20 protein-coding genes are annotated in these 24,164 nt (G+C 66.7%); 17 read left to right on the top strand and 3 right to left on the bottom strand.

What is annotated here, in order from left to right; genetic code table 11:
* Positions 1-27: 27 nt before the first annotated feature.
* From A5775_RS05050 to rplL, 3 genes are all read left to right on the top strand, one after another.
* On the top strand, positions 28-468 hold the full coding sequence (locus A5775_RS05050) for an anthrone oxygenase family protein (RefSeq protein WP_067248500.1): 441 nt from the start codon (positions 28-30) through the stop codon (positions 466-468).
* Positions 469-721: 253 nt separating this feature from the next.
* Positions 722-1,351 (top strand): 50S ribosomal protein L10, encoded by a 630-nt coding sequence (rplJ, locus tag A5775_RS05045; RefSeq protein WP_067248498.1) that lies wholly within the window; start codon positions 722-724, stop codon positions 1,349-1,351.
* 44 nt (positions 1,352-1,395) lie between these two features.
* A complete protein-coding gene (gene rplL, locus A5775_RS05040; RefSeq protein WP_067248495.1) occupies positions 1,396-1,788 on the top strand; it encodes a 50S ribosomal protein L7/L12 in 393 nt (130 codons plus the stop codon).
* 49 nt (positions 1,789-1,837) lie between these two features.
* Here the strand turns inward: rplL and A5775_RS05035 are convergent, their stop codons facing one another.
* Positions 1,838-2,521, bottom strand: a complete 684-nt coding sequence (locus A5775_RS05035) for a TetR/AcrR family transcriptional regulator (protein WP_369827777.1) — start codon at positions 2,519-2,521, stop codon at positions 1,838-1,840.
* 83 nt (positions 2,522-2,604) lie between these two features.
* On the opposite strand from A5775_RS05035, the gene A5775_RS05030 reads away from it, so the two are divergent.
* The 10 genes from A5775_RS05030 to A5775_RS04985 all read left to right on the top strand — a co-directional run bounded on the left by A5775_RS05030 (position 2,605) and on the right by A5775_RS04985 (position 19,138).
* Positions 2,605-4,107 (top strand): carotenoid oxygenase family protein, encoded by a 1,503-nt coding sequence (locus A5775_RS05030; protein ID WP_067248493.1) that lies wholly within the window; start codon positions 2,605-2,607, stop codon positions 4,105-4,107.
* Between the two features lie 172 nt (positions 4,108-4,279).
* Positions 4,280-5,290 (top strand): ABC transporter ATP-binding protein, encoded by a 1,011-nt coding sequence (locus A5775_RS05025; protein ID WP_067248492.1) that lies wholly within the window; start codon positions 4,280-4,282, stop codon positions 5,288-5,290.
* Between the two features lie 393 nt (positions 5,291-5,683).
* Positions 5,684-9,223, top strand: a complete 3,540-nt coding sequence (locus tag A5775_RS05020) for a DNA-directed RNA polymerase subunit beta (protein ID WP_156660574.1) — start codon at positions 5,684-5,686, stop codon at positions 9,221-9,223.
* A gap of 69 nt (positions 9,224-9,292) precedes the next feature.
* Positions 9,293-13,243 carry a DNA-directed RNA polymerase subunit beta' gene (locus A5775_RS05015; protein WP_067248487.1) on the top strand — a complete coding sequence of 1,317 codons (3,951 nt, stop codon included), beginning with the start codon at positions 9,293-9,295 and terminating at the stop codon, positions 13,241-13,243.
* Positions 13,244-13,340: 97 nt separating this feature from the next.
* Positions 13,341-14,096, top strand: coding sequence for a deoxyribonuclease IV (locus A5775_RS05010; RefSeq protein ID WP_067248483.1), 756 nt, complete (start codon positions 13,341-13,343; stop codon positions 14,094-14,096).
* Between the two features lie 28 nt (positions 14,097-14,124).
* Positions 14,125-14,964 (top strand): PHB depolymerase family esterase, encoded by an 840-nt coding sequence (locus tag A5775_RS05005; protein ID WP_067248478.1) that lies wholly within the window; start codon positions 14,125-14,127, stop codon positions 14,962-14,964.
* A gap of 47 nt (positions 14,965-15,011) precedes the next feature.
* Positions 15,012-16,640, top strand: coding sequence for an acyl-CoA dehydrogenase family protein (locus tag A5775_RS05000; protein WP_067248474.1), 1,629 nt, complete (start codon positions 15,012-15,014; stop codon positions 16,638-16,640).
* 73 nt (positions 16,641-16,713) lie between these two features.
* On the top strand, positions 16,714-17,652 hold the full coding sequence (locus A5775_RS04995) for a crotonase/enoyl-CoA hydratase family protein (protein ID WP_067248471.1): 939 nt from the start codon (positions 16,714-16,716) through the stop codon (positions 17,650-17,652).
* Between the two features lie 2 nt (positions 17,653-17,654).
* On the top strand, positions 17,655-18,374 hold the full coding sequence (locus A5775_RS04990) for a PaaX family transcriptional regulator C-terminal domain-containing protein (protein WP_067248467.1): 720 nt from the start codon (positions 17,655-17,657) through the stop codon (positions 18,372-18,374).
* A complete protein-coding gene (locus A5775_RS04985; protein ID WP_067248970.1) occupies positions 18,371-19,138 on the top strand; it encodes a crotonase/enoyl-CoA hydratase family protein in 768 nt (255 codons plus the stop codon). The genes A5775_RS04990 and A5775_RS04985 overlap by 4 nt, the downstream gene beginning before the upstream one ends.
* A 12-nt stretch (positions 19,139-19,150) precedes the next feature.
* Here the strand turns inward: A5775_RS04985 and A5775_RS04980 are convergent, their stop codons facing one another.
* Positions 19,151-19,609 carry a DUF3060 domain-containing protein gene (locus tag A5775_RS04980; RefSeq protein WP_067248462.1) on the bottom strand — a complete coding sequence of 153 codons (459 nt, stop codon included), beginning with the start codon at positions 19,607-19,609 and terminating at the stop codon, positions 19,151-19,153.
* 29 nt (positions 19,610-19,638) lie between these two features.
* A complete protein-coding gene (locus A5775_RS04975) occupies positions 19,639-20,013 on the bottom strand; it encodes a DUF3060 domain-containing protein (RefSeq protein WP_067248460.1) in 375 nt (124 codons plus the stop codon).
* Between the two features lie 196 nt (positions 20,014-20,209).
* Here A5775_RS04975 and A5775_RS04970 point away from each other — a divergent pair, with 196 nt between their 5' ends.
* The 4 genes from A5775_RS04970 (at position 20,210) to fusA (ending at position 24,130) form a co-directional block, all read left to right on the top strand.
* The gene (locus tag A5775_RS04970) at positions 20,210-20,854 is read left to right on the top strand and encodes a TetR/AcrR family transcriptional regulator (protein ID WP_067248458.1); all 645 of its coding nucleotides are present in this window, start codon (positions 20,210-20,212) and stop codon (positions 20,852-20,854) included.
* Between the two features lie 244 nt (positions 20,855-21,098).
* Complete coding sequence (gene rpsL, locus A5775_RS04965) at positions 21,099-21,473, top strand: 30S ribosomal protein S12 (RefSeq protein WP_007767794.1); 375 nt, start codon at positions 21,099-21,101, stop codon at positions 21,471-21,473.
* Positions 21,473-21,943 carry a 30S ribosomal protein S7 gene (rpsG, locus tag A5775_RS04960; protein ID WP_065046088.1) on the top strand — a complete coding sequence of 157 codons (471 nt, stop codon included), beginning with the start codon at positions 21,473-21,475 and terminating at the stop codon, positions 21,941-21,943. Before rpsL ends, rpsG begins: the two co-directional genes overlap by 1 nt.
* An 81-nt stretch (positions 21,944-22,024) precedes the next feature.
* Complete coding sequence (fusA, locus tag A5775_RS04955; protein WP_067248455.1) at positions 22,025-24,130, top strand: elongation factor G; 2,106 nt, start codon at positions 22,025-22,027, stop codon at positions 24,128-24,130.
* The last annotated feature ends 34 nt before the right edge of the window (positions 24,131-24,164 follow it).

Raw genomic sequence — 24,164 nt, 5'->3', positions numbered from 1 at the left:
CCCAGTCAGATCCTTACGCTGACTGCCATGAACCACAGCATCGACGCGCTCGCGCTTGTGATCACGGGACTGTTGGTGGGCGTGGAGCTGGGGGTCGCGGTGTTCTTCCACCCGCTCATCGCGCGACTGCCTGACGACGCCTTCCGCGCGGCCCGCGGCGGCGCCGCCCGAGCGCTGGGCACCACGTTGCCGTTCTGGTACGCCCTCAGCCTGTTGCTGTTGGTGGCGCTCGCCATCAAGGAGCGCGCAGCGCCGCGCGATTGGCTGTTCGGCGCCGCCGGCGCCCTGATGGCGTTGGTCGTTTTGCTGTCGGTCACCGTGTTGGTACCCATCAACAACCGCATCGCCAAATGGCCGGCCACCGGCGAGCTCTCGCGCCAGCTCGCGCTGCGGTGGGATCGACTGCACCGGCTACGGGTAATCCTGTTGGTGGCGGTGCTCGTCCTGCTGACCCTGGCGGTCGTCTGAGCCGTCATCTGAGCTCCGTTTTGGCTGACCGCCCAGGCCACGCTATGGTGTTAGCCGTTCCACCGAAGACCGTCGGTCACCGAGCAATCGGTTGAAGGTCCGGGAGTATCCCGGCGGCCCACGCAGGAGGACGAGGCACCAACGCCGGCTCGCGCCGGCGTGTTTTGCGCCCCGGCCGCTTCCTGCGCCGGGGCGTTCGTCGTTTTCGGGGAATCGAGACGACACGTCGCACGACTCACCTCAGGAGGTAGGCATGGCCAGGGCTGACAAGGCCACCGCCGTCGCGGACATCGCCGAGCAGTTCAAGGAATCAACCGCGACCCTGATCACCGAGTACCGCGGTCTGACGGTCGCCAACCTGGCCGAGCTGCGGCGCTCGCTGAGCGGCTCGGCCACCTACTCGGTGGCCAAGAACACGCTGGTCAAGCGGGCTGCTTCGGAAGCCGGGGTCGACGGCCTCGACGAACTGTTCGCCGGCCCGACGGCCATCGCGTTCATCACCGGGGAGCCGGTCGACGCCGCCAAGGCCATCAAGACCTTCGCCAAGGAGCACAAGGCGCTGGTCATCAAGGGCGGCTACATGGACGGCCGCGCGCTGACGGTCGCCGAAGTCGAGCGCATCGCCGACCTCGAGTCGCGCGAGGTGCTGCTGGCCAAGCTGGCCGGCGCGATGAAGGGCAACCTCGCCAAGGCGGCCGGGCTGTTCAACGCCCCGGCGTCGCAGGTCGCCCGGCTCGCGGCCGCGCTGCAAGAGAAGAAGGCCACAGAATCTCCGGCCGCCGCCCCGGAAGCTCCCGAACCCGCCGCCGCCGCGGAACCCGCCCCAGAACCAGCTTCGGAAACACCCACTGAGGCTCCGGAAACCCCGGCCGAAGCCGAATAACAACCCACCCCGAACCTGGGAAAAACAAGGAAGGACCCACACCCATGGCAAAGATGTCTACCGACGACCTGCTCGACGCGTTCAAGGAAATGACCCTGCTGGAGCTCTCCGACTTCGTCAAGAAGTTCGAGGAGACCTTTGAGGTCACCGCGGCCGCCCCGGTCGCCGTCGCCGCGGCCGGCCCGGCCGCCGGTGGTGCGCCCGCCGAGGTCGCCGAGGAGCAGTCGGAGTTCGACGTGATCCTCGAGTCCGCCGGCGACAAGAAGATCGGCGTCATCAAGGTGGTCCGCGAGATCGTCTCCGGCCTGGGCCTCAAGGAGGCCAAGGACCTGGTCGACGGCGCGCCCAAGCCGCTGCTCGAGAAGGTCGCCAAGGAGGCCGCCGACGAGGCCAAGACCAAGCTCGAGGCCGCCGGCGCCACCGTCACCGTCAAGTAAGTCAGTTCGCGTAAACCCCCGGGATGGAGATCCCGGGGGTTTCGTGCGCTCAGTGTGCGTGCATCGCAGTTTGTAGCGACTGGGCCACCCGCTCCGGTGAATCCCCAAGGGCCACAAGCAGGTTCGTCGTCATCGCGCTCAGCACCGGGATCACGGCCGAGCTGTCATCGCCGTAATAGCCGGCCAGTTCCAGCATGACGAACCCGTGGATCGACGCCCAGAACTGGGCCGCTACCGCCACCACCGCCGCGTCGTCATCGGCCGCGCCGGCGCCGATCCGCGCCGCCAGTACGCACCGGTGCACCGCGCGCACGACGTGCGCAAAGCTGGGGTAGCCGCGCTCGATCTCGTCGATCGTCAGCGTCAGGACGTTGTGGGCGGGTGCGTTGATGCCGTGCGCGCTGGTGCTGCCGAACATCAGCCGATACATGTGCGGGCGCTTGATCGCGTAGCGCCGGTAGGCGGCACCGATCACGTACAGGTCGGCGACCGGGTCGTCGGTCTCGGGGGCGGCCAACGCGGCGTCGAACTGCCGCAGACCCTCCTCGGCCACCTCCGCGATCAGCCCGCCCATCCCGCCGAAATGGGTGTACAGCGCCATCGTCGAGGTGCCCGCGGCGCCGGCCACCTTGCGGGTCTGCAGCGCGTCGGGGCCGTGCTCGTGCAGCAGGTCGACCGCCGCGGACAGCATGTCCTGACGAACGCTGCGAACACTGTGGACGCTGCCCTGCATCTCCGAAGCCATCCTTGCCATCCTCTCACCCGGGGCGTAGCGTGCCAATAACGCTGAAATAACGATGTTATAGGAGTTCAGCCATGACGACCACGAGAATCGAAACGTCGGCGAATCCGTACCTCGAAGGCTTCCTGGCCCCGGTGCGCGCGGAGGTCACCGCCACCGGCCTCACGGTCACCGGGCGCATCCCCGACCACCTCGACGGGCGCTACCTACGCAACGGCCCCAACCCCGTCGCCGAGGTCGACCCGGCCGTCTACCACTGGTTCAGCGGCGACGGCATGGTGCACGGGGTCGCGCTGCGCGACGGTGAGGCGTGCTGGTACCGCAACCGGTGGGTGCGCACCACCCACGTCTGCGACGCACTCGGCGAACCGGCGCCCAGCGGCTTGAACCCACGGGCAGGCATGCTCTCCGTCGGACCCAACACCAATGTGCTGAGCCATGCCGGACAAACACTTGCGCTCGTCGAGGGGGGCGGGGCGAATTACCGCCTGACCGACGAGCTGGACACCGAGGGGCCCTGCGATTTCGACGGCACCCTGTTCGGGGGATACACCGCCCATCCGCACGCCGATCCTCGGTCCGGCGAGCTGCACGCGGTGTCCTACTCGTTCACCCGCGGGCGGACCGTCCAGTACTCGGTGATCGACACCGCGGGCCGGGCCCGGCGCACCGTCGACATCGAGGTGGGCGGGTCGCCGATGATGCACGACTTCTCGCTGACCGACAAGTACGTGGTGATCTACGACCTGCCGGTCACATTCGACCCCATCCAGGTGATGCCGACGAACGTGCCCCGCTGGCTGAGTGCGCCGGCCCGGCTGGTCATGCAGTCACTGATCGGGCGGGTGCGGATGCCCAGCCCGATGACCACGGCGATCAATCGCAATCGGCAGCCGACCAATCGGATGCCCTACAGGTGGGACGACGACTACCCGGCGCGCATCGGGGTCATGCCGCGCGACGGCGGCAATCGGGACGTCCGCTGGTTCGACATCGAGCCCTGTTACGTCTACCACCCGCTCAACGCCTACTCCGAGATGCGCGACGGGGCAGAGGTTTTGGTGCTCGACGTGGTGCGCTACTCGCGGATGTTCGACCGTGACCTGCGCGGTCCCGGCGACAGCCGGCCGACGCTGGATCGCTGGACCGTCAACCTGGCGACGGGGTCGGTGGACAGCGAACGCCGCGACGATCGCCCCCAGGAGTTCCCGCGTATCAACGAGGCCTTGCTGGGCGGGCGGCACCGGTTCGGCTACACCATCGGCACCGACGGCGGGTACCTGTCGGGCGGGACCTCCGAGATGTCCACCGCCCTGTACAAGCACGACTACGCCACCGCCACCAGCACGACCGCCGAGGTCGATGCCGGCCTTTTGCTCGGCGAGATGTCCTTTGTGCCCAACCCCGCGGCGCGCACCGAGGACGACGGCATCCTGATGGGCTTCGGATATCACCGCGAGCGCGCCGAAGGCCAACTCGTGTTACTGGATGCGCAGACGCTTGAGCACGTCGCCACCGTGCATCTGCCGCAGCGGGTGCCGATGGGTTTCCACGGCAACTGGGCGCCGGCTGGCTAACACGTACGTCAAATAAGTTGCGCCGTCGGGGCTTCCGGCTGATCTCAGCACGGCCAATTTTTTCTCCGCCGTGTTCGGCAACCCTGATGCCGTGTGGCAGCTGTGCGCTACAGTGACTCATGCCACACAAAAGGGCAGGTGGCGGGCACGAGTGTCGACGGAAGGATTTCCCATGGGCGTCGCAATCGAGGTGAATGGACTTACGAAGTCCTTCGGTTCCTCGAGAATCTGGGAAGACGTGACGTTGGAAATCCCCGCCGGGGAGGTCAGCGTCCTGCTGGGGCCGTCGGGTACCGGCAAATCGGTGTTCCTGAAGTCGTTGATCGGTCTGTTGCGCCCGGAGCGCGGCTCGGTCGTCATCGACGGCACCGACATCTTGCAGTGTTCGGCCAAGGAGCTCTACGAGATCCGCACGCTGTTCGGCGTGATGTTCCAGGACGGCGCCCTGTTCGGTTCGATGAATCTCTTCGACAACGCGGCCTTCCCGCTGCGCGAGCACACCAAGAAGAAGGAAGGCGAGATCCGTGACATCGTCATGGAGAAGCTGACCCTGGTCGGTCTCGGCGGCGATGAGAAGAAGTTCCCCGGTGAGATCTCCGGCGGTATGCGCAAGCGCGCCAGCCTGGCCCGCGCTCTGGTGATGGACCCGCAGATCATCCTGTGCGACGAGCCCGACTCCGGCCTTGACCCGGTTCGTACCGCCTACCTGAGCCAGCTGATCCTCGACATCAACGCCCAGATCGACGCCACCGTCCTGATCGTGACGCACAACATCAACATCGCCCGCACCGTGCCGGACAACATGGGCATGTTGTTCCGGCGCAAGCTGGTCATGTTCGGCCCCCGCGAGGTCCTGCTGACGAGCGACGAGCCGGTCGTGCGGCAGTTCCTCAACGGCCGCCGCATCGGGCCGATCGGCATGTCCGAGGAAAAGGACGAGGCGACCATGGCCGAAGAGCAGGCGGCGCTGGATGCGGGACAGCATGCGGGCGGTGTCGAGGAGATCGAGGGCGTGCCCCCGCAGATCGTCGCGTCGCCCGGAATGCCCGAGCGCAAGGCCGTCGCGCGCCGCCAGGCTCGGGTGCGCGAGATTCTGCACACCCTGCCCAAGACGGCTCAGACCGCCATCCTCGACGACCTCGAGGGCACCCACAGGTACCGCGCGCACGAGATCGGCGACTAGGACATCCCGGCCGCCGGTTGCGCGATAACTCCGCGTAACACGGCGGCCCGCCCTCTTGACGACGGGCCCTAAACGAGCCAGTCTGTTGGGCAGCATGAATCCAGCGGAATGTCGAGATGCCAGCCAGCGCCGATATCCCTGGACTCCTAGTGCTGGGAAGTTGAGGAATGCGCCGTCCTGCGCTATTGTTGGACGTTGCGCTGGCTACCTCCTGCCCACCTCACCCGCCACCTGACACTGTGGTCTAAGCCTGAGCCCCATTACGTGGCTTAGTTCTTTAGTTGCGCGTGAGATCCGGACAGATCGTTCGCCGGCCGAACCGACAAAATTCGCGGCGAGCTGGCCGGTGATCCCGGCCTTCGTTAGTCGCACGAGGTGCTGGAAGGATGCATCTTGGCTGATTTCCGCCAGAGCAAAACGGATCGCCCACAAAGTTCCTCTAACGGACCGAGTTCCTCTAACGGAAGTTCCTCAAACAGCTCCGTGCCTGGAGCGCCCAACCGAGTTTCCTTCGCCAAGCTCCGCGAACCGCTCGAGGTTCCCGGCCTGCTTGACGTGCAGATCGACGCCTTCGAGTGGTTGATCGGCGCGCCGCGGTGGCGTGAGGCGGCCGCCGCACGCGGCGAGGGCAAGGCCGCGGGGGTCACCCCGGTGGGCGGCCTCGAAGAGGTGCTCTTAGAGCTTTCGCCGATCGAGGACTTCTCCGGCTCGATGTCGCTGTCGTTCTCCGACCCGCGCTTCGACGAGGTCAAGGCGCCGGTCGACGAGTGCAAAGACAAGGACATGACGTACGCGGCCCCGCTGTTCGTCACGGCCGAGTTCATCAACAACAACACCGGTGAGATCAAGAGCCAGACGGTGTTCATGGGTGACTTCCCGATGATGACCGAGAAGGGCACCTTCATCATCAACGGCACCGAGCGTGTCGTGGTCAGCCAGCTGGTCCGCTCGCCCGGTGTGTACTTCGACGAGACCATCGACAAGTCGACCGAGAAGCTGCTGCACAGCGTCAAGGTGATTCCGAGCCGCGGCGCCTGGCTGGAGTTCGATGTCGACAAGCGCGACACCGTCGGCGTGCGCATCGACCGCAAGCGCCGCCAGCCGGTCACCGTGCTGCTCAAGGCGCTGGGCTGGACCAACGAGCAGATCCACGAGCGGTTCGGCTTCTCCGAGATCATGATGTCGACGCTGGAGAAGGACAACACCGCCGGCACCGACGAGGCACTGCTGGATATCTACCGCAAGCTGCGTCCGGGCGAGCCGCCGACCAAGGAGTCCGCGCAGACTCTGTTGGAGAACCTGTTCTTCAAAGAGAAGCGCTACGACCTGGCCCGGGTGGGTCGTTACAAGGTCAACAAGAAGCTCGGCCTGAATGTCGGTGCGCCGATCACCAGCTCGACGCTGACCGAAGAGGACGTCGTCGCCACCATCGAGTACCTGGTGCGCCTGCACGAAGGCCAGCCGACGATGACGGTGCCCGGTGGCTCCGAGGTTCCCGTGGAGACCGACGACATCGACCACTTCGGTAACCGTCGGTTGCGCACCGTGGGCGAGCTGATCCAGAACCAGATCCGGGTCGGCATGTCGCGGATGGAGCGCGTCGTCCGCGAGCGGATGACCACTCAGGACGTCGAGGCCATCACGCCGCAGACCCTGATCAACATCCGGCCGGTCGTCGCCGCGATCAAGGAGTTCTTCGGCACCAGCCAGCTGAGCCAGTTCATGGACCAGAACAACCCGCTGTCCGGGCTGACCCACAAGCGCCGCCTCTCGGCGCTGGGCCCCGGCGGTCTGTCCCGTGAGCGCGCCGGCCTGGAGGTCCGTGACGTCCACCCGTCGCACTACGGCCGGATGTGCCCGATCGAGACCCCGGAGGGTCCCAACATCGGTCTGATCGGCTCGTTGGCGACATACGCGCGGGTCAACCCGTTCGGGTTCATCGAGACGCCGTACCGCAAGGTGGTCGACGGTGTGATCAGCGACGAGATCCACTACCTGACCGCCGACGAGGAGGACCGCCACGTCGTGGCGCAGGCCAACTCGCCGATCGACGCCGACGGCCGGTTCGAGGAGTCGCGTGTCCTGGTCCGCCGCAAGGCGGGCGAGGTCGAGTACGTGCCCTCGTCCGAGGTGGACTACATGGACGTGTCGCCGCGCCAGATGGTGTCGGTGGCCACCGCGATGATCCCGTTCCTCGAGCACGACGACGCCAACCGGGCCCTGATGGGCGCCAACATGCAGCGCCAGGCGGTTCCGCTGGTGCGCAGCGAGGCGCCCCTGGTGGGTACCGGCATGGAGCTGCGCGCCGCGATCGACGCCGGCGACGTCGTCGTCGCGGAGAAGGCCGGGGTGATCGAGGAGGTTTCTGCCGACTACATCACCGTGATGGCCGACGACGGCACCCGCCACACCTACCGGATGCGCAAGTTCGAGCGGTCCAACCACGGCACCTGCGCCAACCAGGCGCCGATCGTCGACGCGGGTGACCGCGTCGAGGCCGGCCAGGTGATCGCCGACGGTCCGTGCACCGAGAACGGCGAGATGGCGCTGGGCAAGAACCTGCTCGTGGCAATCATGCCGTGGGAGGGGCACAACTACGAGGACGCGATCATCCTCTCCAACCGTCTGGTTGAGGAGGACGTGCTCACCTCGATCCACATCGAGGAGCACGAGATCGACGCCCGCGACACCAAGCTGGGCGCCGAGGAGATCACGCGGGACATCCCGAACGTCTCCGACGAGGTGCTGGCCGACCTCGACGAGCGCGGCATCGTGCGCATCGGGGCCGAGGTCCGCGACGGCGACATCCTGGTCGGCAAGGTCACCCCGAAGGGGGAGACGGAGCTGACGCCGGAGGAGCGGCTGCTGCGCGCGATCTTCGGTGAGAAGGCCCGGGAGGTCCGCGACACCTCGCTGAAGGTGCCGCACGGCGAGTCCGGCAAGGTCATCGGCATCCGGGTGTTCTCCCGCGAGGACGACGACGAGCTGCCGGCCGGCGTCAACGAGTTGGTGCGCGTCTACGTGGCCCAGAAGCGGAAGATCTCCGACGGCGACAAGCTGGCCGGGCGGCATGGCAACAAGGGTGTGATCGGCAAGATCCTGGCCCAGGAGGACATGCCGTTCATGCCGGACGGCACGCCGGTGGACATCATCCTGAACACCCACGGTGTGCCCCGACGGATGAACATCGGCCAGATCCTGGAGACCCACCTGGGTTGGGTCGCCAAGTCCGGCTGGAACATCGACGGCTCACCCGACTGGGCGGCCAACCTGCCTGAGGAGCTGCGGCACGCGCAGCCGAGTCAGATCGTGTCGACGCCGGTGTTCGACGGGGCCAAGGAGGAGGAGCTGCAGGGAATGCTGTCCTGCACGCTGCCCAACCGCGACGGTGAGGTCATGGTGGACGGCGACGGCAAGTCGGTGCTGTTCGACGGCCGCAGCGGCGAGCCGTTCCCGTACCCGGTGACCGTCGGCTACATGTACATCATGAAGCTGCACCACCTGGTGGACGACAAGATCCACGCTCGCTCCACCGGGCCGTACTCGATGATCACCCAGCAGCCGCTGGGCGGTAAGGCGCAGTTCGGCGGCCAGCGCTTCGGTGAGATGGAGTGCTGGGCGATGCAGGCCTACGGCGCGGCGTACACACTGCAGGAGCTGTTGACCATCAAGTCCGACGACACGGTCGGCCGGGTCAAGGTGTACGAGGCGATCGTCAAGGGCGAGAACATCCCGGAGCCGGGCATCCCCGAGTCCTTCAAGGTGTTGCTCAAGGAACTGCAGTCGCTGTGCCTCAACGTCGAGGTGCTCTCCTCGGACGGCGCGGCGATCGAATTGCGCGAAGGCGAGGACGAGGACCTCGAGCGGGCCGCGGCGAACCTGGGGATCAACTTGTCCCGCAACGAATCTGCGTCTGTTGAGGACCTGGCCTAGCGGCAAGCTCATTGCTGCTCAAGCCAGCCTCGTATTGGTAACTAAACCCGCAAGGGGAAAGGGAGTTACGTGCTCGACGTCAACTTCTTCGATGAACTCCGTATCGGCCTGGCCACCGCGGAGGACATCAGGCAATGGTCTTACGGCGAGGTCAAGAAGCCGGAGACGATCAACTACCGCACTCTGAAGCCAGAGAAGGACGGGCTGTTCTGCGAGAAGATCTTCGGACCGACTCGCGACTGGGAGTGCTACTGCGGCAAGTACAAGCGCGTCCGGTTCAAGGGCATCATCTGTGAGCGCTGTGGCGTTGAGGTGACTCGCGCCAAGGTGCGTCGTGAGCGGATGGGCCACATCGAACTGGCTGCCCCGGTCACTCACATCTGGTACTTCAAGGGCGTGCCGTCGCGGCTGGGATATCTGCTCGACCTGGCGCCGAAGGATCTCGAGAAGATCATCTACTTCGCCGCCTACGTCATCACCTCGGTCGACGACGAGATGCGCCACAACGAGCTCTCGACGCTCGAGGCCGAAATGATGGTGGAGCGCAAGGCCATTGAGGACCAGCGCGATGCCGATCTGGAGGCCCGCGCCCAGAAGCTCGAGGCCGACCTGGCCGAGCTGGAGGCCGAGGGTGCCAAGGCCGACGCGCGCCGCAAGGTTCGTGACGGCGGCGAGCGCGAGATGCGCCAGCTGCGCGACCGGGCCCAGCGTGAGCTGGACCGGCTCGAGGAGATCTGGACGACCTTCACCAAGCTGGCTCCCAAGCAGCTGATCGTCGACGAGAACCTCTACCGCGAGCTGATCGACCGCTTCGGCGAGTACTTCACCGGCGCCATGGGCGCGGAGTCGATCCAGAAGCTGATCGAGAACTTCGACATCGACGCCGAGGCCGAGACGTTGCGTGACGTCATCAAGAACGGCAAGGGGCAGAAGAAGCTTCGCGCCCTCAAGCGGCTCAAGGTGGTGGCCGCCTTCCAGCAGTCGGGCAACTCGCCGATGGGCATGGTGCTCGACGCCGTGCCGGTGATTCCGCCGGAACTGCGCCCGATGGTGCAGCTCGACGGTGGCCGGTTCGCCACCAGCGACCTGAACGACCTGTACCGCCGCGTGATCAACCGGAACAACCGCCTCAAGAGGCTGATCGACCTCGGCGCGCCCGAGATCATCGTCAACAACGAGAAGCGGATGTTGCAGGAGTCCGTGGACGCGTTGTTCGACAACGGCCGTCGTGGCCGCCCGGTCACCGGGCCGGGTAACCGCCCGCTCAAGTCGCTGAGCGATCTGCTCAAGGGCAAGCAGGGCCGGTTCCGCCAGAACCTGCTCGGTAAGCGTGTCGACTACTCGGGCCGCAGCGTCATCGTGGTCGGTCCGCAGCTGAAGCTGCACCAGTGCGGTCTGCCCAAGCTGATGGCGCTGGAGCTGTTCAAGCCGTTCGTGATGAAGCGGCTAGTCGACCTCAACCACGCGCAGAACATCAAGAGCGCCAAGCGCATGGTGGAGCGGCAGCGTCCCCAGGTGTGGGATGTCCTCGAAGAGGTCATCGCCGAGCACCCGGTGCTGCTGAACCGCGCACCCACCCTGCACCGGCTGGGTATCCAGGCCTTCGAGCCAATGCTGGTGGAAGGCAAGGCGATTCAGCTGCACCCGTTGGTGTGTGAGGCGTTCAACGCGGACTTCGACGGTGACCAGATGGCGGTGCACCTGCCGCTTTCCGCCGAGGCGCAGGCCGAGGCCCGCGTCCTGATGCTGTCGAGTAACAACATCCTGTCGCCCGCGTCGGGCCGCCCGCTGGCCATGCCGCGTCTGGACATGGTGACCGGTCTGTACTTCCTGACCACCGAGGTCGACGGTGACAAGGGCGAATTCAAGGCGGCCGCCAAGGATGAGCCCGAGGTGGGGGTGTACTCCTCACCGGCCGAGGCGATCATGGCGTCCGACCGTGGCGTGCTGTCGGTGCGGGCCAAGATCAAGGTGCGGCTGACCCAGCTGCGTCCGCCGGCCGAGATCGAGACCGAGGTGTTCGGCGCCAACGGCTGGCGGCCGGGCGACGCCTGGCTGGCCGAGACCACGTTGGGCCGGGTGCTGTTCAACGAGCTGCTGCCGGTGGGCTATCCGTTCGTGAACAAGCAGATGCACAAGAAGGTGCAGGCCGCCATCATCAACGACCTGGCCGAGCGCTACCCGATGATCGTGGTCGCGCAGACCGTGGACAAGCTCAAGGACGCCGGCTTCTACTGGGCGACCCGCAGCGGTGTCACCGTGTCGATGGCCGACGTGCTCGTGCCTCCGCGCAAGAAGGAGATTCTCGACCAGTACGAGGAGCGGGCCGAAAAGGTCGAAAAGCAGTTCCAGCGTGGTGCTTTGAACCACGACGAGCGCAACGAGGCGCTGGTGGAGATCTGGAAGGAAGCCACCGACGAGGTCGGTCAGGCGCTGCGTGAGCACTACCCGGCCGACAATCCGATCATCACGATCGTCGACTCGGGTGCCACGGGTAACTTCACCCAGACCCGAACGCTGGCCGGCATGAAGGGTCTGGTGACCAACCCGAAGGGTGAGTTCATCCCGCGTCCGGTCAAGTCGTCGTTCCGCGAGGGCCTGACCGTGCTGGAGTACTTCATCAACACCCACGGTGCTCGAAAGGGCTTGGCGGACACCGCTTTGCGTACCGCCGACTCCGGGTACCTGACCCGTCGTCTGGTGGATGTGAGCCAGGATGTCATCGTCCGCGAGCACGACTGCGAGACCGAGCGGGGCATCCTCGTCGAGTTGGCCGAGCGCCAGCCGGACGGCACCCTGATCCGTGACCCGTACATCGAAACCTCGGCGTACGCACGGACTTTGGGCGCCGACGCGGTCGACGAGGCCGGCAAGGTCGTCGTAGCGCGTGGTGAAGACCTGGGTGACCCGTCGATCGAGGCCCTGCTGGCCGCGGGCATCACGCAGATCAAGGTGCGCTCCGTGCTGACCTGTACCACCGGCACCGGGGTATGTGCGACCTGTTACGGGCGGTCCATGGCCACCGGAAAGCTGGTCGACATCGGCGAGGCCGTCGGTATCGTCGCGGCGCAGTCCATCGGTGAGCCCGGCACGCAGCTGACCATGCGCACGTTCCACCAGGGTGGTGTCGGTGAGGACATCACCGGCGGTCTGCCGCGTGTCCAGGAGCTGTTCGAGGCGCGGGTGCCGCGCGGTAAGGCGCCGATCGCCGACGTCACCGGGCGGGTCCGCCTCGAGGAGGGTGAGCGCTTCTACAAGATCACCATCGTTCCCGATGACGGTGGCGAGGAGGTCGTGTACGACAAGCTCTCCAAGCGGCAGCGGCTGCGGGTGTTCAAGCACGAAGACGGTTCCGAGCGGGTGCTTTCCGACAACGACCACGTCGAGGTGGGCCAGCAGCTGATGGAAGGCTCGGCCGACCCGCACGAGGTGCTGCGCGTGCAAGGTCCCCGCCAGGTGCAGATCCACCTGGTCCGGGAGACCCAGGAGGTCTACCGCGCCCAGGGTGTGTCGATCCACGACAAGCACATCGAGGTGATCGTTCGCCAGATGCTGCGCCGCGTCACCATCATCGACTCGGGCGCGACGGAGTTCCTGCCCGGCTCGCTGATCGACCGTGCGGAGTTCGAGGCGGAGAACCGCCGGGTGGTGGCCGAGGGCGGCGAGCCCGCCGCCGGACGTCCGGTGCTGATGGGCATCACGAAGGCGAGCCTCGCCACCGACTCGTGGCTCTCCGCGGCGTCGTTCCAGGAGACCACGCGCGTGCTGACCGATGCGGCGATCAACTGCCGCAGCGACAAGCTGCAGGGTCTGAAGGAAAACGTGATCATCGGAAAGCTGATCCCGGCCGGTACCGGGATCAACCGGTACCGCAACATCGCGGTGCAGCCGACCGAGGAGGCCCGGGCCGCCGCGTACACGATCCCGTCCTACGAGGATCAGTACTACAGCCCGGACTTCGGCGCGGCCACCGGTGCCGCGGTGCCGCTGGACGACTACGGCTACAGCGACTACCGCTAGTTCGGCAACGAAAAAACGAAAAAGCCCCGGGTCCGCCCGGGGCTTTTTCGTGCGCCGGGCGGTCGCCGGCGTCAGGACCCGTCACTACACTGGCCACGTGCTCATCGGTTCGCATGTCCACCAAGACGATCCCTTGGCCGCCGCGCAGGCCGACGGCGCCGACGTGGTGCAGTTCTTCCTCGGCAACCCGCAGAGCTGGAAGAAGCCCAAGCCGCGTGACGACGCCGAGGCGCTCAAGGCGTCGAGCATTCCGCTGTACGTCCATGCGCCGTACCTGATCAACGTGGCCTCGGCAAACAACCGCATCCGCATCCCGTCGCGCAAGATTCTGCAAGACACCTGCGACGCGGCCGCGGCCATCAACGCGACGGCGGTGATCGTGCACGGCGGCCACGCCGACGACAATGACATGGACGCCGGCTTCGAGCGGTGGGTCAAGGCCCTGGACTACCTGGAAACGGACGTGCAGGTCTATCTGGAGAACACCGCCGGCGGCGACCATGCGATGGCCCGCCACTTCGACACCATCGGCCGGCTGTGGGATCACATCGGCGACAAGGGAATCGGGTTCTGCCTGGACACCTGCCATGCCTGGGCCGCCGGTGAGCAGCTGATCGACGCGGTCGACCGGATCAAGGCGCTGACCGGCCGCATCGACCTGGTGCACTGCAACGACTCGAGGGACGCGGCGGGCTCGGGTGCCGACCGGCACGCCAACTTCGGTACCGGGCAGATCGATCCCGAGCTGCTCGCCGCGGTGGTCAAGGCCGCCGACGCCCCGGTCATCTGCGAAACCGCCGACGAGGGCCGCAAGGACGACATCGCGTTCCTGCGGGAGAAAACAGGCGGCTGAGACCAGGGCCAGCGCTTACCTTTGATCCATGCTGCGCCGACTCCCCACGCTCCTGGCTGTTGTCCTGACGATCGCGGGTTGCTTCCCCGGCGTCGCCAGCCTGCCGTCGGCCTTCGTGACCGGCACCAGCGTCCACCACCTCAAGGTCGGTGAGCTCGATCGCAGCTACCGGCTGTACAAGCCCGCGGGAGTGCCCGCCTCGGCCCCGCTGGTGGTCATGATGCACGGCGTGTCGGGAAGCGCCAGGGAAGCCGAAAAGGATTACCGCTGGAACGGATTGGCCGATTCGGGGAAGTTCTTCGTCGCCTACCCCGACGGGCTCGACCATGCCTGGAACGTCGACGGGCAAACCTGCTGCGGCCGGTCCGGACGAGAAGGCGTCGACGACGTCGGCTTCATCACAGCGGCCGTCGCTGACATCGCCAAGAACGTCGGCATCGACGCCGCCAAGGTCTATGCGACCGGCATGAGCAACGGCGGCATCATGTCCTACACGCTGGCGTGCACCACCGAGATTTTCGCGGCGATCGGCCCGGTCGCGGGCACCCAACTGAACGCTTGCCCGACGCCGCACCCGATGTCGGTCATGCACATTCATGGCACCGCCGACGACCTGGTGCCCTATGGCGGCGGGCCGGGCTACAGCGTCATCAACGGCCCCCCCGTGCCGAACGTGAATGCGTTCTGGCGCAACGTCGATCGGTGCGGCGCCCCGTCCACCGCCGCCGACGGCCCGGTCACCACCTCGACCGCGGACTGCGCCGACGGCCGCGGCGTTGCGCTCCTCACGGTCGACGGCGGCGGCCACGAGTGGCCGGATTTCGCGACGCGAGAACTGTGGCAGTTCTTCGCCGCCCACCCACGCTGACCATTACAGCTCTTGTGCAACTGTCGGAAAAATGTAATATTGAGGACATGTCGGATACCCATGTCGTCACCAACCAGGTCCCACCCCTGGAAGACCACAACCCCGCTACCTCGGCGGTGCTCATCGAGGCCCTGATCCGCGAGGGCGGCCAGTGGGGCCTGGACGAGGTGAACGAGGTCGGCGCGCTGACGGCCAGCCGCGAGGCGCAGCGGTGGGGTGAGCTCGCCGACCGCAACCGGCCCATCCTGCACACCCACGACCGCAACGGCCATCGCGTCGACGAGGTCGAATACGACCCCGCGTACCACGAACTGATGCGCGCGGCGATCGGCCACGGCATGCATGCCGCGCCCTGGGCCGACGAGCGCCCGGGCGCGCACGTCGTCCGCGCCGCCAAGACCTCGGTGTGGACGGTCGAGCCGGGGCACATCTGCCCGATCTCGATGACGTATGCCGTGGTGCCCGCGCTGCGCCACAACCCGGAGCTGGCCAAGGTCTACGAGCCGTTGCTGACCACCCGCGCATACGACCCGGAACTCAAGCCGGCCACCACCAAAGCGGGCATCACCGCGGGCATGTCGATGACCGAGAAGCAGGGCGGCTCGGACGTGCGTGCGGGCACCACGCAGGCGACTCGCAACGCCGACGGGACCTACAGCCTGACCGGCCACAAGTGGTTCACCTCGGCCCCGATGTGCGACATCTTCCTGGTGCTCGCGCAGGCACCCCGAGGGTTGTCGTGTTTCATGCTGCCCCGCGTGCTGCCCGACGGCACCCGCAACCGGATGTTCCTGCAGCGGCTCAAGGACAAGCTCGGCAACCACGCCAACGCCTCCAGCGAAGTCGAATACGACGGCGCGATCGCCTGGCTGGTGGGGGAGGAGGGCCGCGGCGTGCCCACCATCATCGAGATGGTCAACCTCACCCGGCTGGACTGCACCCTGGGCAGCGCCACCAGCATGCGCACCGGCCTGACCCGCGCCATCTATCACGCCCAGCACCGAAAGGCCTTCGGCGCCTATCTCATTGACCAGCCGCTGATGCGCAACGTGCTGGCCGACCTGGCCGTCGAGGCGGAGGCGGCCACCATGGTCGCGATGCGGATGGCCGGCGCCACCGACAAAGCCGTGCGCGGCGACGAGAAGGAAACGCTGCTGCGCCGGATCGGCCTGGCGGCCAGCAAGTACTGGGTGTGCAAGCGCGCCACCCCGCACGCCGCCGAGGCGCTGGAATGCCTGGGCGGCAACGGCTACGTCGAGGACTCCGGCATGCCGCGGCTGTACCGGGAGGCGCCGCTGATGGGCATCTGGGAGGGCTCGGGCAACGTCAGCGCGCTGGACACGTTGCGCGCCATGGCGACTCGCCCCGAATGCATCGAGGTGCTGTTCGACGAAATCGCCGACAGCGCGGGTCAGGACCCCCGCCTGGGCAACCACGTCGGGCGGCTACGAGCGGACTTGGCCAACCTGGAGACGATCGCCTACCGCGGGCGCAAGGTCGCCGAAGACATCTGCCTGGCGCTGCAGGGTTCGCTGTTGGTGCGCCACGGCCATCCCGCCGTCGCCGAGGCGTTTTTGACGACCCGGCTCGACCGCCAGTGGGGCGGCGCGTTCGGCACCATGCCGGACGGGCTCGACCTCGCGCCGATTCTCGAGCGTGCTCTAGTAAAGGGATGACTCGCGCCGCCGACGACAGGGAAATGAGCGACGAGGCGGGGGCACCGCCCGCTTGCGGGGCGGAGCGGCGCTCATGACGCACGCGATCAGGCCGGTCGACTTCGACAACCTCAAAACGATGACCTATGAGGTCACGGACCGGGTTGCGCGCATCACCTTCAACCGGCCGGAGAAGGGCAACGCGATCGTCGCGGACACTCCGCTGGAGCTCTCGGCGCTGGTGGAGCGCGCCGACCTCGATCCCGGCGTGCACGTGATCCTGGTGTCCGGTCGCGGCGAGGGTTTCTGCGCGGGCTTCGACCTGAGCGCCTACGCCGACCGCACCGGCACGGCCGGTGGCACCGGCGCTTACGCGGGCACGGTGCTGGACGGAAAGACCCAGGCGGTCAACCATCTGGCGGATCAGCCCTGGGATCCGATGATCGACTACCAGATGATGAGCCGCTTCGTGCGGGGGTTTTCCAGCCTTATGCACGCCGACAAGCCCACGGTGGTCAAGATCCACGGCTACTGCGTGGCCGGGGGCACCGACATCGCGTTGCACGCCGACCAGGTGATCGCCTCCGCCGACGCCAAGATCGGGTACCCGCCGACCCGGGTGTGGGGCGTGCCGGCCGCGGGCCTGTGGGCGCACCGCCTCGGCGACCAGCGCGCCAAACGACTGCTGTTCACCGGCGATTGCATCACCGGCGCGCAGGCCGCCGAGTGGGGATGGGCGATCGAGGCGCCGGAACCGGCGGACCTCGACGAGCGCACCGAGCGGCTGGTCGAGCGGATCGCCGCGGTGCCGGTCAACCAGCTGATCATGGTCAAGCTCGCACTGAATTCCGCTCTGCTGCAACAGGGAGTGGCCACCAGCAGGATGGTCAGCACGGTATTCGACGGCGTCGCCCGCCACACGCCCGAGGGCCACGCGTTCGTCGCCGACGCGGTCGAGCACGGATTCCGTGAGGCGGTACGGCATCGCGACGAACCGTTCGGCGACCACGGCCGCCGGGCGTCCGGAGTGTAGCCATGCCGGACATGACGGCACGGTCGGTCGTCCTCAGCGTGCTGCTCGGCGCCCACCCGGCGCACGCCCGCGCCAGCGAATTGGTCAGGCTCACTTCGGATTTCGGCATCAAGGAGTCGGCGCTGCGGGTTGCGCTGACCCGGATGGTCGGTGCTGGCGACCTGGTCCGCAACGCGGACGGCTATCGGCTCTCGGATCGCCTACTCGCCCGCCAACGGCGCCAGGACGATGCCATCGACCCTCGCGTGCGCCCCTGGCACGGGGAGTGGATCACGCTGATCGTGACCAGCGTGGGAGACGACGCCCGCACCCGCGCTGCGCTGCGAACTGCCATGCACGGCAAGCGCTTTGGTGAGCTGCGCGAGGGGGTTTGGATGCGGCCCGACAACATCGACGCGGAGCTCGGCCCCGACGTGACGGCCAGGGTCCGGGTCTTGCGCGCCCGCGACGACGACCCCGCCGAGCTGGCCACGCGGCTGTGGGACCTGCCCGCCTGGGCGCAGGCCGGGCACCGGTTGCTCGACGAAATGACCGCCGCGCCGGACATTCCCGGCCGGTTCGTGGTGGCCGCGGCGACTGTCCGGCACCTGCTCGCCGACCCCGTCCTGCCCGACGAACTCCTGCCGTCCGACTGGCCCGGCGCCGCGCTGCGGGCGGCCTACCACGACTTCGCCGCTGAACTGCTGCAGCGGCGCGAACCACTATGTGCGGAGGCGACATGAGTGATCCGGTGCGCGTCGAGCGCAATGGCCCGGTGACCACGGTGATCATCGACCGGCCGGGGGCGCGCAACGCGGTCAACGGCCCGACGGCCGCCGCGCTGTATGGCGCCTTCGAGGAGTTCGAGCGCGACGACACCGCGTCGGTGGCCGTGTTGTGGGGCGACGGCGGAACATTTTGCGCCGGAGCCGATTTGAAGGCATTCGGCACACCCGAAGCCAACGCTGTGCACCGGAGCGGCCCGGGCCCGATGGGGCCGACGCGGATGGTGCTGTCCAAACCCGTCATCGCCGCGGTCAGCGGCTACGCCGTCGCCGGGGGTCTGGAATTGGCCGTCTGGTGCGATCTGCGGGTGGCCGAGGAGGACGCCGTGTTCGGGGTCTTCTGCCGGCGCTGGGGCGTCCCGCTGATCGACGGCGGCACCGTGCGGCTGCCGCGGCTGATCGGCCATAGCCGCGCGATGGATATGATTCTCACCGGTCGCGCCGTGGGCGCAGACGAAGCCCAGGCCATCGGGTTGGCGAATCGGGTGGTCCCCAAGGGCCAATCACGCCAGGCCGCAGAGGAATTGGCAGGACAACTCGCGGCGTTGCCGCAGCAGTGCCTGCGCTCGGACCGGCTCTCAGCGCTACATCAATGGGGGACAACGGAATCCGAGGCGCTCGACTTCGAATTCGCCAGCATCTCCCGGGTGGCCGCCGAGGCGAACGAAGGAGCCGGGCGGTTCGCCGCGGGCGCGGGACGGCACGGCGCCGGCGCCGGTTAGCCGCCCGGGCGGTCAGCTGCCCTTGTTGATCGTGTTGCCCGAGCCGAGGTTGTCGACCTTGGGATCACCGTCTTTGTAGGTGATGGTGTTGTCCATCCCCAGCACGGTGATGCGTGTCTCGACCTTGTCGAAGGTGATCTTGTTGTTGGTGCCGCCGATGTTCACCGTCGCGCAGGTGCCCGTGACGGTGAGGGTGTTGTCGGAACCGGCCACGTTCAGCGACTTGCCGCTCGCGCAGTCGAGGTTGGTGGTGGTGCCCATCGACCCGTAGTTCACCGTGTTCCCGATCTCGAGGGAGGCGGTGGTGCTCGGCCCGCTCGATCCCGTCGTCGGCGCGGCGCCGGCGCTCGTCGTCGCGCTGCTCTTCGTGGTGGTCGTCGACGACCCAGCCGGCGGGTTGGCCGTCGAACTGCAGCCGGCCAGCACCAGGGCCGCGGCCACCGGTGCCAAAGCGAAGATATGGACGCGCATCGTTTTCTGATTCCCCTCGGTATGGTGCCTCAGCCCGGCACCTGCTGGAGCCGGTTGGTCATGCCCAATTCACGGCCGCGGTCCCAAAGGAACGGCTGACCGCCCTTGTACAACACCGTCTGGTCGTGGCCGTAGACCGTGATGTCATGTGAAACCGAGTCGGCGATAACCACATTCGACGAACCCATCACCGTCACGGCGTAGCAGTTACCTAGCGCGGTGACCGTGAGGAAGGAGCCGTTGACCAGCAGCGTGGCGTCGTTGCAGTCGACCGTCTGCTCCATGTCCTCGCCGATGACATGGGTGTCGCCGTTCTTGGCCTGCGCGAGCCCCGGTGAGGCTGCGGTGGCGACGACGGCGATGACGCAGGTGGCCAGTGACCCGGCGACAGCTGTCCACTTCACTGCGGGCCCCCCTTTTGGACGGGTCGTCTGCTCGAATGAGCCAAGGATGACATTACGTGCATTTGCCCGCCCGATGGCAGAATTTATTTTCCTTCGCGGGGCGCTCATGTCCCTCCGGGGAGACTAATGTCCGAACAACCGTCAACTAGAGTCATTAGTTAACCGCAACACGTTCCCGCGACGAAGGGCGACCGCCATGGCAGTTCAACCGGAACCGCCGTCGGCGGCCGGGCGCCAACGCGCGGGTCGCCCCGGCTCTCGGCTGACCAAACTGAGCCGGGACGGCATCGTCGACGGCGCGCTGACGTTCCTGGATCGCGAGGGCTGGGACGCGCTGACCATCAACGCGCTGGCGACGCAGCTGGGCACCAAAGGGCCGTCGCTGTACAACCACGTGGACAGCCTGGAGGATCTGCGCCGCACGGTGCGGATTCGGGTCATCGACGACATCATCACGATGCTCAACCGGGTGGGCGAGGGTCGCGCTCGTGACGACGCCGTGCTCGTCATGGCGGGCGCGTATCGCAGCTATGCCCACCATCATCCGGGCCGCTACTCGGCCTTCACCCGGATGCCGCTGGGCGGTGACGATCCCGAATACGCGGCCGCGACCCGCGGCGCGGCCGCACCGGTGATCGCCGTGCTGTCCTCCTACGGACTCGATGGCGACGCCGCCTTCCATGCGGCGCTCGAGTTCTGGTCGGCGTTGCACGGCTTCGTGCTGCTGGAGATGACCGGTGTCATGGACGACATCGACACCGACGCGCTGTTCTCCGACATGGTGCTGCGGCTGGCCGCGGGCCTGGAACGGCGCACCGCCCACGACGGCGCCAGGGGTTAGCCGCCGCTTTGACCTGCGAGACCGGCGGCGGGTATTGTGGTTCCTCGTGCCTGGCGGCTTACGGCGCCTAACCGTAAGGAAGTGAATGCCGGGCAAATTCGCGTGTCCACGATGCATCGGACTAAGTCCGGTGCGCAGCGCATGCGACACACCCGGACGCGGGGTGACGCGGACGGACATAACTGCAGTACACAGACTTGAAGACGCCAGAAGTATGCCGAACACGAACAGAGAAAGCCGGTAGATGCCAACCATTCAGCAGCTGGTCCGCAAGGGTCGCCGGGACAAGGTCGCCAAGGTCAAGACCGCGGCTCTCAAGGGCAGCCCGCAGCGTCGTGGCGTATGCACCCGCGTGTACACCACCACTCCGAAGAAGCCGAACTCCGCGCTTCGGAAGGTTGCCCGCGTGAAGCTGACGAGCCAGGTTGAAGTCACCGCCTACATCCCCGGCGAGGGTCACAACCTGCAGGAGCACTCGATGGTCCTGGTGCGTGGCGGCCGGGTGAAGGACCTGCCTGGTGTCCGGTACAAGATCATCCGCGGTTCGCTCGACACCCAGGGCGTCAAGAACCGCAAGCAGGCTCGCAGCCGTTACGGTGCCAAGAAGGAGAAGAGCTGATGCCGCGCAAGGGGCCCGCGCCGAAGCGTCCGTTGGTCAATGACCCGGTCTACGGGTCACAGCTGGTCACCCAGCTGGTGAACAAAGTCCTGCTGCAGGGGAAGAAATCGCTCGCCGAACGCATTGTTTATGGTGCGCTCGAACAAGCTCGGGACAAGACTGGCACCGATCCCGTGATCACGCTCAAGCGTGCTCTCGACAACGTCAAGCCCGCCCTCGAGGTGCGCAGCCGCCGCGTCGGGGGTGCCACGTATCAGGTGCCGGTCGAGGTGCGTCCGGATCGGTCCACCACGCTGGCACTGCGCTGGCTTGTCAGCTTCTCGCGGCAACGCCGGGAGAAGACCATGGTCGAGCGCCTGGCAAACGAGATCATGGATGCCAGCAACGGTCTGGGGGCCGCCGTCAAGCGACGTGAGGACACCCACAAGATGGCCGAGGCCAACCGCGCCTTCGCGCACTACCGCTGGTAGGTCTCTCCGGCGCGCGGGCCGGGGCGCTGGCCTGACCGCGAAAGACAGCAACCAAGCAATCGAAAGAGTGGGAAGACTTCTGTGGCACAGAAGGACGTGCTGACCGACCTCACCAAGGTCCGCAACATCGGCATCATGGCGCACATCGACGCCGGCAAGACGACGACGACCGAGCGCATCCTCTACTACACCGGTATCAGCTACAAGATCGGTGAGGTACACGACGGCGCCGCCACCATGGACTGGATGGAGCAGGAGCAGGAGCGGGGGATCACCATCACCTCCGCGGCCACCACCTGCTTCTGGAAAGACAACCAGATCAACATCATCGACACCCCCGGGCACGTCGACTTCACCGTCGAGGTGGAGCGCAGCCTGCGCGTGCTCGACGGTGCCGTGGCCGTCTTCGACGGCAAGGAAGGTGTCGAGCCGCAGTCCGAGCAGGTCTGGCGGCAGGCCGACAAGTACGACGTCCCGCGCATCTGCTTCGTCAACAAGATGGACAAGATCGGGGCCGACTTCTACTTCTCGGTCCGCACCATGGAGGAGCGCCTCGGCGCCAACGTCATCCCGATTCAGCTGCCGGTCGGCTCCGAGGGTGACTTCGAGGGCATTGTCGACCTGGTCGAGATGAACGCCAAGGTGTGGCGCGGCGAGACCAAGCTGGGCGAGACCTACGACACCATCGACATCCCGGCCGAGCTCGCCGAGAAGACCGAGGAGTACCGCACCAAGCTGCTCGAGGCCGTCGCCGAGACCGACGAGGCGCTGCTGGAGAAGTACCTCGGCGGCGAAGAACTCACTGTCGAGGAGATCAAGGGCGCCATCCGCAAGCTGACCATCAGCTCGGAGGCCTACCCGGTGCTGTGCGGCAGCGCGTTCAAGAACAAGGGCGTGCAGCCCATGCTCGACGCCGTGATCGACTACCTGCCCTCGCCGCTGGACGTGCCGCCGGCCGTCGGGCACGCGCCGGGCAAGGAGGACCAAGAGGTCACCCGCACGCCGTCCACCGACGAGCCGTTCTCCGCGCTGGCCTTCAAGGTCGCGACGCACCCGTTCTTCGGCAAGCTGACCTACGTCCGGGTGTACTCGGGCAAGGTCGACTCCGGCAGCCAGGTCATCAACGCCACCAAGGGCAAGAAGGAACGGCTGGGCAAGCTGTTCCAGATGCACTCCAACAAGGAGAACCCGGTGGAGACCGCCTCGGCCGGTCACATCTATGCGGTGATCGGGCTGAAGGACACCACCACCGGTGACACTTTGAGCGACTCGAACCAGCAGGTCGTGCTGGAGTCGATGACCTTCCCCGCCCCGGTCATCGAGGTGGCCATCGAGCCCAAGACCAAGAGCGACCAGGAGAAGCTGAGCCTGTCGATCCAAAAGCTCGCCGAGGAGGATCCGACCTTCAAGGTGCACCAGGACGCAGAGACCGGCCAGACCGTGATCGGTGGGATGGGCGAGTTGCACCTGGACATCCTGGTGGACCGGATGCGCCGCGAGTTCAAGGTCGAGGCCAACGTCGGCAAGCCGCAGGTCGCCTACAAGGAGACCATCAAGCGGACGGTGGAAAAGGTCGAGTTCACCCACAAGAAGCAGACCGGCGGCTCCGGCCAGTTCGCCAAGGTGCTGATCAGCCTCGAGCCGTTCCACGGCGAGGACGGTGCGACCTACGAGTTCGAGAACAAGGTCACCGGTGGGCGCATCCCGCGCGAGTACATCCCGTCGGTGGACGCCGGCGCGCAGGACGCCATGCAGTACGGCGTGCTGGCCGGCTACCCGCTGGTCAACTTGAAGGTCACCCTGCTCGACGGGGCCTTCCACGAGGTCGACTCGTCGGAAATGGCCTTCAAGATCGCCGGTTCGCAGGTTTTGAAAAAGGCTGCGGCGCAAGCGCAGCCGGTCATCCTGGAACCGATCATGGCCGTCGAGGTCACCACGCCCGAGGACTACATGGGCGACGTGATCGGCGACCTGAACTCCCGCCGTGGCCAGATCCAGGCCATGGAGGAGCGGAGCGGTGCGCGCGTCGTGAAAGCGCATGTGCCGCTGTCGGAGATGTTCGGCTACGTCGGCGACCTGCGGTCCAAGACCCAAGGCCGGGCGAACTACTCCATGGTCTTCGACTCGTACGCCGAAGTGCCGGCGAACGTGTCAAAGGAGATCATCGCGAAGGCGACGGGCCAGTAACGCCCAGCAGCGGAGTAATCTTGCCGGGTCATTG

Source organism: Mycobacterium sp. 852002-10029_SCH5224772, assembly GCF_001667315.1.
Classification (GTDB): Bacteria; Actinomycetota; Actinomycetes; order Mycobacteriales; family Mycobacteriaceae; genus Mycobacterium.
Note: the sequence above shows the minus strand (reverse complement) of the source record. Positions and strands in the feature narration are given on the sequence as shown.

Coding starts and splice junctions, on each gene's coding strand:
- A5775_RS05050 (WP_067248500.1), top strand. CDS start 28: ATGAACCACAGCATCGACGCGCTCGCGCTTGTGATCACGGGACTGTTG.
- rplJ (WP_067248498.1), top strand. CDS start 722: ATGGCCAGGGCTGACAAGGCCACCGCCGTCGCGGACATCGCCGAGCAG.
- rplL (WP_067248495.1), top strand. CDS start 1,396: ATGGCAAAGATGTCTACCGACGACCTGCTCGACGCGTTCAAGGAAATG.
- A5775_RS05035 (WP_369827777.1), bottom strand. CDS start 2,521: ATGCAGGGCAGCGTCCACAGTGTTCGCAGCGTTCGTCAGGACATGCTG.
- A5775_RS05030 (WP_067248493.1), top strand. CDS start 2,605: ATGACGACCACGAGAATCGAAACGTCGGCGAATCCGTACCTCGAAGGC.
- A5775_RS05025 (WP_067248492.1), top strand. CDS start 4,280: ATGGGCGTCGCAATCGAGGTGAATGGACTTACGAAGTCCTTCGGTTCC.
- A5775_RS05005 (WP_067248478.1), top strand. CDS start 14,125: ATGCTGCGCCGACTCCCCACGCTCCTGGCTGTTGTCCTGACGATCGCG.
- A5775_RS05000 (WP_067248474.1), top strand. CDS start 15,012: ATGTCGGATACCCATGTCGTCACCAACCAGGTCCCACCCCTGGAAGAC.
- A5775_RS04995 (WP_067248471.1), top strand. CDS start 16,714: ATGACGCACGCGATCAGGCCGGTCGACTTCGACAACCTCAAAACGATG.
- A5775_RS04990 (WP_067248467.1), top strand. CDS start 17,655: ATGCCGGACATGACGGCACGGTCGGTCGTCCTCAGCGTGCTGCTCGGC.
- A5775_RS04985 (WP_067248970.1), top strand. CDS start 18,371: ATGAGTGATCCGGTGCGCGTCGAGCGCAATGGCCCGGTGACCACGGTG.
- A5775_RS04980 (WP_067248462.1), bottom strand. CDS start 19,609: ATGCGCGTCCATATCTTCGCTTTGGCACCGGTGGCCGCGGCCCTGGTG.
- A5775_RS04970 (WP_067248458.1), top strand. CDS start 20,210: ATGGCAGTTCAACCGGAACCGCCGTCGGCGGCCGGGCGCCAACGCGCG.
- rpsL (WP_007767794.1), top strand. CDS start 21,099: ATGCCAACCATTCAGCAGCTGGTCCGCAAGGGTCGCCGGGACAAGGTC.
- rpsG (WP_065046088.1), top strand. CDS start 21,473: ATGCCGCGCAAGGGGCCCGCGCCGAAGCGTCCGTTGGTCAATGACCCG.